Annotated in this window: 11 protein-coding genes and 1 tRNA gene; 8 read left to right on the top strand and 4 right to left on the bottom strand. The window is 57.3% G+C overall.

What is annotated here, in order from left to right:
* Positions 1–54 precede the first annotated feature (54 nt).
* Both RB2501_RS04095 and RB2501_RS04090 read left to right on the top strand, forming a co-directional pair.
* On the top strand, positions 55–1,416 hold the full coding sequence (locus tag RB2501_RS04095) for an OmpA family protein (protein WP_041326974.1): 1,362 nt from the start codon (positions 55–57) through the stop codon (positions 1,414–1,416).
* A gap of 66 nt (positions 1,417–1,482) precedes the next feature.
* Positions 1,483–4,218: a PD-(D/E)XK nuclease family protein gene (locus tag RB2501_RS04090; protein WP_015753482.1), complete on the top strand. Its 2,736-nt coding sequence runs from the start codon at positions 1,483–1,485 to the stop codon at positions 4,216–4,218.
* Between the two features lie 3 nt (positions 4,219–4,221).
* Here the strand turns inward: RB2501_RS04090 and RB2501_RS04085 are convergent, their stop codons facing one another.
* Positions 4,222–4,932: an SDR family oxidoreductase gene (locus RB2501_RS04085; protein ID WP_015753481.1), complete on the bottom strand. Its 711-nt coding sequence runs from the start codon at positions 4,930–4,932 to the stop codon at positions 4,222–4,224.
* A gap of 129 nt (positions 4,933–5,061) precedes the next feature.
* Between RB2501_RS04085 and RB2501_RS04080 the strand changes: the two genes are divergently transcribed.
* A tRNA-Ala gene (locus tag RB2501_RS04080) sits at positions 5,062–5,135 on the top strand.
* 181 nt (positions 5,136–5,316) lie between these two features.
* On the opposite strand, the gene RB2501_RS04075 is transcribed toward RB2501_RS04080, so the two are convergent.
* Together RB2501_RS04075 and RB2501_RS04070 are read right to left on the bottom strand one after the other, a co-directional pair.
* Complete coding sequence (locus tag RB2501_RS04075) at positions 5,317–5,745, bottom strand: hypothetical protein (protein WP_015753480.1); 429 nt, start codon at positions 5,743–5,745, stop codon at positions 5,317–5,319.
* 29 nt (positions 5,746–5,774) lie between these two features.
* Positions 5,775–6,572: a universal stress protein gene (locus tag RB2501_RS04070; RefSeq protein ID WP_015753479.1), complete on the bottom strand. Its 798-nt coding sequence runs from the start codon at positions 6,570–6,572 to the stop codon at positions 5,775–5,777.
* A gap of 54 nt (positions 6,573–6,626) precedes the next feature.
* Here RB2501_RS04070 and RB2501_RS04065 point away from each other — a divergent pair, with 54 nt between their 5' ends.
* The 3 genes from RB2501_RS04065 to RB2501_RS04055 are packed head-to-tail and all read left to right on the top strand — an operon-like array spanning position 6,627 to position 9,259.
* Complete coding sequence (locus RB2501_RS04065) at positions 6,627–7,139, top strand: GNAT family N-acetyltransferase (protein WP_015753478.1); 513 nt, start codon at positions 6,627–6,629, stop codon at positions 7,137–7,139.
* On the top strand, positions 7,136–8,470 hold the full coding sequence (locus RB2501_RS04060) for an MATE family efflux transporter (protein ID WP_015753477.1): 1,335 nt from the start codon (positions 7,136–7,138) through the stop codon (positions 8,468–8,470). Before RB2501_RS04065 ends, RB2501_RS04060 begins: the two co-directional genes overlap by 4 nt.
* 15 nt (positions 8,471–8,485) lie before the next feature.
* Positions 8,486–9,259, top strand: coding sequence for an enoyl-CoA hydratase/isomerase family protein (locus RB2501_RS04055; protein ID WP_015753476.1), 774 nt, complete (start codon positions 8,486–8,488; stop codon positions 9,257–9,259).
* 84 nt (positions 9,260–9,343) lie between these two features.
* Here RB2501_RS04055 and RB2501_RS04050 read toward each other — a convergent pair whose 3' ends face one another.
* Positions 9,344–11,203 carry an ABC transporter ATP-binding protein gene (locus RB2501_RS04050; protein WP_148214289.1) on the bottom strand — a complete coding sequence of 620 codons (1,860 nt, stop codon included), beginning with the start codon at positions 11,201–11,203 and terminating at the stop codon, positions 9,344–9,346.
* A 72-nt stretch (positions 11,204–11,275) separates the two neighbouring features.
* Here RB2501_RS04050 and RB2501_RS04045 point away from each other — a divergent pair, with 72 nt between their 5' ends.
* Entirely contained in the window at positions 11,276–11,731 is a 456-nt protein-coding gene (locus tag RB2501_RS04045) for a 6-pyruvoyl trahydropterin synthase family protein (RefSeq protein WP_015753474.1), read from the top strand.
* A 39-nt stretch (positions 11,732–11,770) separates the two neighbouring features.
* Positions 11,771–12,559, top strand: a complete 789-nt coding sequence (locus tag RB2501_RS04040; protein WP_015753473.1) for a UDP-2,3-diacylglucosamine diphosphatase — start codon at positions 11,771–11,773, stop codon at positions 12,557–12,559.
* Positions 12,560–12,593 lie beyond the last annotated feature (34 nt).

The following is a 12,593-nucleotide window of genomic DNA, read 5'->3' as shown; positions in this document are numbered from 1 at the left end:
ACTTTAACAACTTACATTTGCCTCTAATAAACACTTAAACTTAAAAATTTGAACATGAAACAGCTTAGCAGATTATTGGTTGTTGGCCTACTCGTTTTAGGGTTTAACAACATACAAGCACAGGATGAGAATAATCCCTGGCAAATAAGCTTCGGTGTGAACGCCATTGACGTTTACCCCACCAACGATTCAGATGCCGCTTACCCGACGGGATCCCTTTTCAGTGAGTACTTCAACGCGAACGACCACTGGAACATCCTGCCTTCCATCTCTTATGTTCATGTATCGAAATATATCGGTGATGGATTTGCAGTAGGTGTCCGTGGATCGCTGAACCGCATCTCCAAGCTCGGGGATGTTTCTGCCGACGATCTTTCGCACTATGCTGTAGATGGTACCATCAAGTACAATATTCTGAAAAATACCAAGATCGATCCTTTCGTTGAAGTAGGTGGTGGTTACACCTGGGTTGACGAAATCGGAGCCGGTACGGTTAATGGAGGTATCGGTGTGAACTACTGGTTTACCGACTTTATCGGTCTGACCCTCCAAACACAATACAAGCACGCCTTCGAAGATTACGGCGTGAAGCACTTCCAGCACCTGGCCGGTGTCTCTATTCGCTTTGGCGGAACCGACACGGACGGTGACGGTATCTACGACAAAGACGATGCCTGCCCCGAAGTTGCCGGACTGGAAGCCTTTAACGGTTGCCCGGATTCTGACGGAGACGGAATCGAAGATGCCAAGGATGCCTGCCCGAACGAGGCCGGATCCATGGAGATGAACGGATGCCCCGATGCTGACGGAGACGGTGTTGCCGACAAGGACGATGCCTGCCCGAACGAAGCTGGTCTGCCGGCTCTTTCCGGATGCCCCGATGCTGACGGAGACGGCGTTGCCGACAAGGACGATGAGTGTCCTTCTGAAGCAGGTCCTGCTGAAAACAACGGATGCCCCTGGCCGGATACTGACGGCGACGGTGTCCTCGACAAAGACGACGAGTGCCCGGATACTGCCGGAACTGTAGCCAACAACGGCTGCCCGGAAGTAACTGAAGAAGTACAGGCCCAGCTTAACGAGTACGCCCGTACGATCCTCTTCGACACCGGAAAAGCTTCTCTGAAGCCCGAGTCCACCCGCGTATTCGTAGACATTATCCGGATCCTGGATCAGTACCCGAACAGCCGCTTCACCGTTGAAGGTCACACCGACAGCGTGGGCAGCAACTCACTGAACCAGAAACTCTCCGAAGAGCGCGCCAACTCTGTACGCGACTTCCTGATCAACGAAGGCATCGATGCCTCTCGCCTGGAAGCTGTAGGTTACGGTGAAGAGCGCCCGATCGCCACCAACAACACCCGTGCCGGTCGTACGCAGAACCGTCGGGTTGAGATCAACCTCATCAAGGAGTAAGTTTATATAACCGATAATCTTGGGAAAGCCCTGGCAGAAATGCCGGGGCTTTTCTATTTTTAGTACATGCAGTCTTTCCTGGATTCCGTACTGGACGACCTGCCCGAATGGCAATCGGACCCGTCCTCGTTTGTTTTTGTCCTGCCGAGCAAGCGGGCCGGCTTTTTTCTAAAGAACCGCATGGCCCAGCGGGCAACCAGTACCTTCCTGTCGCCTCACATCTGGAGTATTGAGGACTTTGTCGCGGAGATTTCCGGTTTGCGGTATGCCGGCACGCTCCACCTGCTGTTCCGGCTTTACGAAGCCTGCCTGGACCAGGAAGGCATTCAACAGGAATCCTTTGCCGATTTTACCAAGTGGGGGCCCACCCTCCTGCAGGATTTTAACGAGGCCGACCGCTACCTGGTAGACACGGACCGGTTATTCGAAACCCTGGCCGCCCTGAACGAAATCCGCAACTGGACCCCGGATGGCAGCAGCACCCCCATGATGGACCGTCAAATCGCCTTTTGGAAGAACCTGGCGCCGATCTATTCGCGGTTCCGGACAAACCTCGCCGGGGAAGGCCTTGCCTACCAGGGGATGGCCTATCGCGCCGCCGCTTCCCAATTAGCCTCCTATGCGGCAGCCCGGGGGGACGTACGTTATATCTTTATCGGTTTCAATGCGCTGAATACGGCGGAAGACCGAATCATTCAGCAGTTGCTGGAAAAACCGGGATCCCGAATCTACTGGGACGCGGATCCCCACTACATCGACAACCCCGTCCACGATGCCGGGCATTTTATGCGCAAACACCTGCGGGATTGGCCTTCCCTCAGGACGGGTCTCGCGGGCATCCAAAATCATTTCGCCAGCCCGCGCAATATCCGGATGGTGGGCATCCCCAAATCCGTTGCCCAGGCCAAATACTGCGGCTCGCTGCTGGGGGAATTATATGCCGAAGACCCGGAGGGTATTGAAAATACGGCCCTGGTGCTGGGGGATGAGGCCCTGCTGACGCCGGTGCTGCACGCCCTCCCCGCAGAAATCCCCGCGGTAAACATTACGATGAGCTATCCCATCCGGCACAGCCCGATGGCACAGCTATTCGACTTGCTCCTGGAGATGCGCATCCGCAAGACCGCAGAGGGTTGGCGGGTGCCGCAGTTGCTCGTGCTGATCGCACACCCCTACCTGCAGTCCTGGTTCAGGTCCCTGGATTTCGAACCGACCCGGGGCCGGATGTATCTGATTCGCGAAAACCTGTATTACGCAGATTCCGACGCCCTGGAAGCCATGGGGCTGCCTGTAACCGTCCGGGAATTGCTGCTCCCTCCGCCGGGTGCACCCCCAAGCGACCATGCAAAAAACCTGGAAGACATCACCCGGGCCCTGAAACCCGTGTACCAGAAAGCCGGGGACCCGTTACAACTCGAATACCTGTTCCATTTTAACCAGCTTTTCAACCAGCTGATCCAACTTACAGGGGCCTACCCGTTTGTCAGCGACCTGAAATCCCTCCAATTGCTCTACCGGCAACTACTGGCCGATGAAAAGGTGGATTTTGAGGGGCAGCCCCTCAGCGGCCTCCAGGTAATGGGAATGCTCGAAAGCCGGAACCTGGACTTTGACACGGTGATTATCACATCCGTAAACGAAGGCATCCTGCCTTCAGGCAAATCGAATGCCTCCTTCATCCCCTTCGACGTCAAGCGGGAATTCGGGATGCCCACGTATAAGGAAAAGGACGCCGTCTACACCTACCACTTTTACCGGCTGCTCCAGCGGGCACGCCGCGTGGTGATCTGCTACAATACGGAACCGGAAGTCATCGAAGGGGGCGAGCCCAGCCGGTTTATCAACCAGCTGCGCACCGACCCCGTCCTGGGGCCCCAGACGGAATTGGCCTTCGCCGTACCGGAAACCGGGGCCGAACGGCCGGGCGAATTGCGGATCCATAAGGGGCCGGAACTTCTTGAACGCTTGCAGGAAATGGCCTCCAGCGGGTTTTCCCCTACTTCCCTGAGCCGTTTCATCGCCGATCCCCTGCTGTTTTACCAGCGCAATGTGTTGGGCCTGGACGAAACGGAGGAACTGGAGGAAACCGTAGCTGCAAACACCTTCGGCACCGTACTGCACGATGCTCTGGAAGAACTCTACAGGCCCCTGGAAGGCGCCTTCCTGAACAGGGATAACCTGGCGGAACTCCGGAACCGATCCGACAGCGCCATCGAGCGGGCATTTCGAAAAAACTATTTGCGCGATGGAAAAGCCCGGGGCAAAAACCTAATTGCCCTGCAGGTCCTCCGGCAGCACCTGGATCACTTCCTCGGCAGTGAGGTGACCCGGGCGGAAAAGCACCGTATCCGGATCCTCGGGGTGGAAAAGAAATTCCGGCAGGAACTCGCAGTCCCGGGCCTGCAGCATCCGGTAACCCTCAAAGGCACCGTCGACCGGATTGAGGAGGTGGACGGGCAGGTACGGATTGTCGATTACAAGACCGGGAAGGTAACCCCGGCCGAGCTGCGGGTTTCCGAATGGGAATCGCTCCGGACGGAACCGGACCGGGCCAAGGCCTTCCAGGTACTGTGTTACGCCCTGCTCTATGCCGGCGATTCCGGGACCCTGCCTGAAAAAGCAGGGGTGGTATCCTTTAAAAACCTCGGGGCCGGCTACCAGTGGTTCGGGGTACGCACCGCCCCCCGGCAGACGGAAGAGCAAATCCATGCGGATACGCTTACTGCATTCCGGGAGGTCCTCCACGAGCTCCTGCTGGAAGTGTTCAACCCCGCAGTCCCGTTTGAAGCCCGCCCCGCGTAGGGATCACTTATTATCCGGGCGCGAAGGCCGGACCTCGATCTTGCTCGGCAGCGTCCGCGGGTGCATTTTCAGCAGGTCCAGTACCAGTTCGCCCAGGTCTTCCGGCTGGATCTTCCAGGCGTCCTTTTCCGAGGGCTCATTGTTGTTGAAATGCGTGGCCACGGAGCCGGGCATGATTGTCGACACCTTGATGTCAAAGGGGCGCAGGTCCAGCATGGCCGCCTGCGTAAAACCCACCACCCCGAATTTGGTGGCGTTATAACCCGCCCCGGAGGCGAAAAAATTTGTCCCGGCCAGGCTTGCCACAGTAATGTAGTACCCCCGGGATTCCTTCAGGGCCGGCAAAGCAGCTTTCAGCGTGTGGAAAACGCCGGTCAGATTCGTGTCGATCATCTGTTTCCAATGGTCCGGGGAAAGTTCGTCCACGGGCGCAAAGTGACCAAGGCCAGCGTTTGCAATCACGGCGTCTACCTGGCCCCAACGGTACAAAATTGTCTTGACGGCCTCCTCTTCATCTTCCAGACGGGTAACATCCGACACAATCGGGATGACCCGCTCCCGGTCCAGGGACGCAGCCGCCTCCTCAATCCGCTTTTTATCCCGACCGCTGATTGCCACGCGCATGCCCGCCGCGAGCAGCGATTGGGCAATCCCGTATCCGATTCCTTTTGAGCCTCCTGTAATGTAGGCTACCTTATCCTTTAATTGATCCATGGGTCTCTTTGGTTTTATTCGTGAAAACCACAAGATAACAAGCAGAATCCGCCCCCGGAATTCCTATCAGAAAAATCAGGAACATTTTTGAGAATTGTATAAAATGCGTATTTTTGCCGTCTAGTTCACGGGGGATTAGCTCAGCTGGCTAGAGCGCTTGCATGGCATGCAAGAGGTCACCGGTTCGACTCCGGTATTCTCCACGATCAAGCGACATCATCCGACTTCGGAGATGCGATTAAGAACTAAGAAAGCCACCAAGTTTACTTGAGTGGCTTTCGTGTTTTTAAGCGTCTATGCCGAAAGGCATAGCGAAGTCGGATGATGGCATTTGCAGTACGGGAGATCATCCGGAGCTGCGAAGCGACTCCGGTCCTGGAGAACTCAACGGATCTCTGGCCGGAGAACATACTCCACCACCTTACGCTGATTATGGGGTCCATGCCGGAATCGGATCTTTACTTCCGGATACTGCTGGGGTTCAATCCCCAACCATTCCGGAGCAATGAGCCCCCCTACCTTGAAAAGCTCAGCCCCAACGTAATAGTCTCCATCCGGGCTCACTGCAATATAATAGGCAGAATAGGCTTCCTCGGATCCTGGGAAAGTCCCTTCTGGCGTCCCACGGGAATCCCAGATTTGATAGACCCGAAAATAAAAAGCTCCGTCAAAAATCGATTTATGACCCTCTACAGTACGCTGAATATTCGAAAGCACATAGGTCAGCTCCTCCTTGTCGGATTCATCGGTCAGGGTTTGGGAAAAGCTCGGGTAATAGAAAAATAACAGGGTGCATACCAGGATTTTTCGCATGGAGAAGTCATTTGGCTTATGTTGCCCCCTCAATCCTTCTTCACACTAAGCACCAACACGGGAATCCGTGCCGAAAACTCGGATTTTTGGATCGTGTTCTTCTCCCAGAGCGCATTGAAAAAGCCCCGCTTCCTTCTGAATACCGTCAGCAGGTCCGGTTGCTGGCTCTGCAGGTGCTCCAGTACGCCCAGATACGTGTTTGCATGTTCGGTCATGGTCACCTGGGAGGCGATGTCCATCAGGGCGGTATTGATCTTCAGGTCGTCGTCCGTATAATTCGGGGTCTTGACCATCAGCAGGTTCACCGTGGCCCCAAACTTCTCCTGAATGGCGACCAGGGGTTTGAGGACCCGCTTCCTTTTGAGGATCCCGGACCGGAATGCGGTCAGGATGGTTTTGTAGGGCTTGAAGGAGCAGCCTTTCGGCACAATCAGCGTGGGGATGTTGGTGCGCTTGATGATTCGCCCGGTGGTATTCCCCAGGTAGAGCTCCTCGTCAATTTCCACACTCCGGGGGGCTACCAGGATCAGGTCGATATCCAGTTCTGCTGTGAGGTTATTCAAGCCGTCTACCAGGTCGCCCTGATAGGTGGCCACTTTAACGTCCACACCCCCCGTATCGATCTGGCCGATCAGTTCGCGAAGGCGTTCCTTGCTGCTCTCGACGAATTTCTCCTTCACGTTCGACAACTCCCCGGCCCGGCTGGTCTTTGTCAGCACTTCCATCGCGTAGATTTCAGCCTTGAATTCCGCGCCGAAGCTCACGGCGTATTTCAGTGTTTCGAGGGCGCTTTCGGGGTTTCCTACAGGGACCAGGATTTTTTTCATGGGTGGTTGGATCTAGTTAATTCCTCTAAATTTACACAAAATGTCGGCTGCGAAATGATCCGCCCTGCAAAAGTAGAGGAAATCCCCGAAATTATGGAAATGGCCAGGGCCTGCGGCCGCGCCATGCAGGCCAACGGCATCTTTCAGTGGACGGACGTCTACCCGAAGCGGGAAGCCTTTGTCCGGGACCTGGACCGGGGGGAACTGTGGGTGATCGACGCGGGCCACGGGCCGGTGGGGACCATCGTGGTATCTTCCCGGATGGATGAAGAATACAAATCGGTACGCTGGCTTACCCCGAATCGCGACAACCTCTACATCCACCGCCTGGGCGTTCACCCGGATTACCAACGCCAGGGCCTGGCACAACAGCTGATGGACCATGCCGAGGGATTGGCGCTCCGGCAAGGCGCCCGCTCCATCCGCCTGGACACCTTCAGCCGAAACCACCGAAACCAGCGATTCTACGAGCAGCGGGGTTACCAGCGCCTGGGGGCTGTCTACTTCCCCAGGCAGAGCGCTTACCCTTTTTATTGTTACGAGCGGGTCGTAAATTCGCAGGTGTGAATCCAGCCCTCTCCCGGAAAAACATCAACCGCCTGGCCATACCTGCTATCTTCGCCGGTATCGCCGAGCCCGTTCTCAGCATCACGGATACGGCCATCGTGGGCAACATCCCGGAGAACGGCCTGGAATCCCTGGCAGCCGTGGGGATTGTCGGGTCCTTCCTTTCGATGCTTATCTGGATTTTGGGCCAGACGCGGTCTGCCGTATCGGCCATTGTGGCCCAGTATGTGGGCGGCGACCGGCTGGACGACATCAAAACGCTCCCCGCCCAGGCTATTTTCCTGAATCTCGCGCTGAGTCTTTTGATCCTGGGGGTCTCCCTCCCCCTGAGCCCGCAGATTTTCGGGCTGCTGAACGCCGAGGGCCTGATCCTGGAATACTGTATCTCCTACTTCCAAATCCGTGTCTGGGGATTTCCGCTGACACTACTCACCTTCGCGATCATGGGGATTTTCCAGGGCCTGCAAAATACCGGGTGGCCCATGCTCATCGCCATTACCGGTGCCGGGCTGAACATCCTGCTGGACTTTGCCCTGGTCTACGGCGTGGATAGATGGATTCCCGCTATGAACCTGGAGGGGGCTGCCTGGGCCAGCCTGATCGCCCAGGGGGTGATGGCCCTCCTGGCACTGGGGCTGCTCATGTGGCGGACGCCGATCCGCCTGAAACTGCAGTTTCCCGTACACCCGGAAATGCGCCGGCTGATCGGGATGGTACTCAATTTGTTTATCCGCACGCTATCCCTGAACCTGGCGCTCCTACTGGCCGTCCGGGAAGCCACGGCCCTGGGCGATCGGTTTATCGGCGCGCATACCATCGCAATCAACCTCTGGCTCTTTGCCGCCTTCTTCGTAGACGGGTACTCCTCTGCGGGGAAAATCCTGGGCGGGCGGTTCCTGGGTGCAAAGGACTACGACAGCCTCTGGAACCTGGCCAAAAAACTCAGCCGCTACGGCCTGGGGGTCTGCCTTTTCCTGATGGTCGCTGCAACCGTCTTCTACCGCCCCACCGGCAGGCTCTTCTCGGAGGACGTCCTGGTTCTGCAGGCGTTCTACAGCTTCTTCTTCATCCTGATCCTCGGAATGCCCATCAACGGGATCGCCTTTGTATTCGACGGGATATTCAAGGGGATGGGGAAGATGCGGTTTTTGAGGAACGTCCTTCTTTTTGCCACCTTCCTGGGCTTTGTCCCCGCCCTCTATCTCGGAAAAGTGCTGGATTGGGGCCTTTACGGTATCTGGGGGGCGTTTACGGTGTGGATGCTGTTCCGCGGAGCGCCCCTGGTCTGGAAGTTCCGGCAAAAATTTCGCCCGCTCTTGCAAAAGGCATAAATTTGGGTAAAAACCATGACCGCAGCCCGCAAAGAAGGCAGTCTTTACACCCAGCGCTCAGGCCCACTGGCCCGCGTGGAATTCGGCCATCCTGCCAGCAACTCCTTCACCTCCAACCTGTTGAGTCGCCTGGAACGGGAAATCGATGCCCTGGGCGGGGATGGCGACATCTCGGTAATCCTGCTGCAATCCGAAGGCGACCGGGCCTTTTGTGCCGGCGCTTCCTTTGACGAACTCCTGGAAATAGACAACCCGGAAACCGGGGCCGAATTCTTCAGCGGCTTTGCCCGCGTCATCAATGCCATGCGCAGGTGTCCAAAGCCCATCGTGGCCCGTGTCCACGGCAAGGCGGTTGGTGGCGGCGTGGGGCTGATAGCCGCCTGCGATTACGCCCTGGCCCTTGAAGGCGCTTCGGTACGCCTCTCGGAAATCAGTATCGGCATTGCCCCCCTGGTGATTGCACCGGCCGTCGCCCGGAAAACCGGGGCAGCCGGGCTCGCAGAGCTGTCCCTCTCCCCCACAGAGTGGAAGAGCGCTTATTGGGCTCAGGAAAAAGGCTTGTATGCGCGCGTATTCGATTCGCGCCAGGCCCTGGACGAGGAAGCCGAATTCTTTGCTTCCCAACTCGCCTCCTATCCGCCTGCCGCGCTTACAGCCCTGAAAAAGGCCCTCTGGGAGGGGACGGACCACTGGGGGGACCTCCTGCCGGAACGCGCCGCAGAAACCGGGCGGCTGGCCCTGTCCGAAACCACCCAGGAAACCCTGCGGAAATTCAAGGAGAAAAAATAATACACGTGCCGGGCACTCACACCCCGGGGGTTTACGCCGAAGAGGCGCTGGAATAACGGAAGTCCGGCCTGAAAAGAGATCTGCCTACTGGTACCCCGCAGCCTGCAGGGTAAATAGTTCCGCGTACAGGCCGCCTTGTTCCATCAGGTCCTCGTGGGTGCCCAGGGCGGTTACCACCCCGTCTTCGAGCACCAATATCCGGTCGGCCATCCGGACGGTGCTGAACCGGTGGGAGATAATGATGCTGGTTCGTCCCCTGGTCAGCCCGATAAACCGCTCAAACACCTCGTATTCCGCCCGGGCGTCCAGGGAGGCCGTGGGTTCGTCCAGGACCATAACGTCCGCGTCTTTCATGTAGGCCCGTGCCAGGGCCACCTTCTGCCACTGCCCCCCGCTGAGTTCCTGCCCGCGGGCAAACCGGCGCCCGAGCTGCTGCTCCAGGCCGTCGGCCATTTCCTGTACCACCTGGTCCGCCAGGCTTTTCCGCGCGGCCTCGCCAATCCGGGTATCGTCCCGGACGGCCCCGATATCCCCCACGGCAATATTCTCCCGCAACGTGAATTCGTACCGGAAATAATCCTGGAAGATGACCCCAAACCGCTTCCTGTAAGCCTCCTTGTCAAAGCGGGAAATATCCGTCCCGTCCAGCAGGATCTGCCCGGAAGTCGGTTGGTAAAATTGCAGGATCAGTTTGATGAGCGTGGTTTTCCCGGCCCCGTTTTGCCCGACAAAGGCAATCTTCTCGCCCGCCCGGATGCGGAAACTGACCCCTTTGAGTACCGGCGTGTCGCTTTCCGGGTAGGTAAAATACACCTCCCGGAATTCGAATCCCTCGCGGATGCGATCCGGCATGGGGACCACGTCTCCCCCGGGACTTTCCGGTTCCAGGTCGATAAAATCGAAATAATCCTTCAGATAGAGGGCACTCTCCGAAATCCGCGTAAACCGGGAAAAGAAGCCCTGCATATTGGTCTGCAACCGGTTGAAGGAACCGGAGAGGAAGGTGAGTTCCCCCAGGGTGAGCAGCCCGCCCAGAGTGCGGTAGATGATCAGGATATACGCCCCGTAATAGGCGATGACCCCCAGCAGGTTAAACAGGCCCCCAAAGAGGCTCTGGCGGACGGCCAGCCTCCGGGTGAGCCGGTAGTACTGCGCCGCCATGTCCCGGAACCGGCCGGCGATAAACCCTGTTAGCCCGAATAGCTTCACCTCCTGGGCCGTTCGGTTATTGGCGCCGATATACCTCAGGTAATCGAGTTCGCGCCTTTCGCTCGTCCAGCTGCGCGCCAGGGAGTACCGGTCCGAGGAGAACTTGAGTTCGTTGATAAAAGCGGGCACGATACTCAAAATCAGCAGCAGGATCAACCAGGGTTCGAAATAGATAAGGCCCGCGATCAGGGAAATTATTGAAAGCAGGCCCTCGCCCTGCGCCAGGACATTGCTCATCAGGGATACGCGGCTGTTGGTCTGCATACGGGCGCGTTCCAGCTTGTCGTAGAAAACGGGGTTCTCCAGCTGGGACATGGACAGGTCGGCGGCCTTGTGGATGATGCGTTCGGACGAAGCGTTGGAATAGAGGTCCCCCAAAAGGCCGTCCGTCAGGGTGACCCCCCGGCCGATCAGGTCTGTGAGCAGGGCCACGCCCAATTCAATGGCGACATACGTCCACAGGCGGGTAAAATCCCCGTCCGGGTTGTTCAGCAGGAAGACGATTTCGTCGATGATGACCTTGCCGATCCACAGGAGTACAACCGGGCTGAAACCTTTGAGCAGGCGGCCCAACAGGTTCAGGATAAACAACCGGGGCCCGGCGGCGTAGATCTCCCTGAAAAAACGCGGGATGGATTGCCAGCCCCGAAAGGAATCCCGCAGGGAAATGCGTTCCTGGTCGGCAATGGATTTGAGTCGTTTGGCTGCCAAAGCTTTTTTTGGCAATTTACGCATCCCGGGCCATTTTCCCGGACGGCACGGGATTCCTTCCGATGTTTTTCTACTTTTGCAACTAGAGATCCGATCATGGCACGCGTACGCATCACCAAGGAATTTACATTTGAGACCGGCCACGCCCTGTACGGGTACGACGGGAAATGCCGGAATGTCCACGGTCACAGCTACCACCTTTCCGTTACCGTGATTGGGACGCCCATCGCAGAGGACGGGGCGGTGAAGCTCGGGATGGTCATGGATTTTGGCGACCTGAAGAAAGTGGTCAGGGAAGAGGTGGTAGACCGTTTTGACCACGCCACCATTTTTAACCGGAACACGCCCCATGTGGAACTGGCCCGCACCCTGGAACGGGAGGGTCACCGGGTCATCCTGGCGGATTACCAACCCACCAGTGAAAATATGGTGGTGGATTTTGCCCATCGGATCAGCAAACGACTCCCCGAACATATCCGGCTGCATTCGCTGCGGCTTCGGGAGACCGGGACGGCCTATGCCGAATGGTTTGCCTCGGACAACCCGGATTGACAGTCCGGGAACCACCGGCAGTTCGTATCTTTACTACGCATGCAGCAGCACCCTACCATTCCTGACCCAATAGCCATCCCCGGCGGCAAGAAGGTTTATTTTGCCAGCGACAACCACCTGGGCGCCCCGAATTCACGGGAAAGCCTGGTCCGCGAGCGTCGGTTTGTGGCGTGGCTCGATTCCATCCGGGAAGACGCCGCAGCCATCTTCCTGTTGGGCGACCTATTTGATTTCTGGTTTGAATACAAGCGGGTGGTGCCCAAGGGGTTTACCCGCACGCTGGGCGCCCTGGCCTCCCTGACCGACCAGGGGATCCCAGTCATTTACTTTGTGGGCAACCACGACCTCTGGATGGACGGGTATTTCGAAGAAGAGCTGAACATTCCGGTGTACCATAAACCGCGCGTTTTTGAAATCGGCGGGAAGCGCTTTTTCATCGGCCACGGCGACGGGCTGGGACCCGGGGACAAAGGGTTTAAGCGAATGAAGAAGGTCTTTACCAACCCCGTGGCCCAGTGGGCCTTCCGGTGGCTGCACCCGGACCTGGGCGTCCGCATGGCGCAGTATTTCTCCGTGAAAAACAAGATGATTTCCGGCGAAGAGGACGTCCGCTTTTTGGGCGAAGACCGGGAATGGCTCGTACAATACGCCAGGCGCAAACTCACCGAAGCCCATTTCGACTACTTTGTCTTCGGCCACCGCCACCTGCCGCTGGACATCAAACTGACCGATTCCAGCCGCTACGTCAACCTGGGCGACTGGATTTCCCATTACAGCTATGGGGTTTTTGACGGGGAAACCCTGAAACTGGAATACTACCGCCAGTAAACCCAACGGCTACCCAGGCCCGGGTCCCGGGCAT

This window comes from Robiginitalea biformata HTCC2501, from assembly GCF_000024125.1.
In the GTDB taxonomy this organism is placed as follows: Bacteria; Bacteroidota; Bacteroidia; order Flavobacteriales; family Flavobacteriaceae; genus Robiginitalea; species Robiginitalea biformata.
The sequence above is the reverse complement of the archived record's forward strand: the minus strand, read 5'-3'. Positions and strand labels throughout refer to the sequence as shown.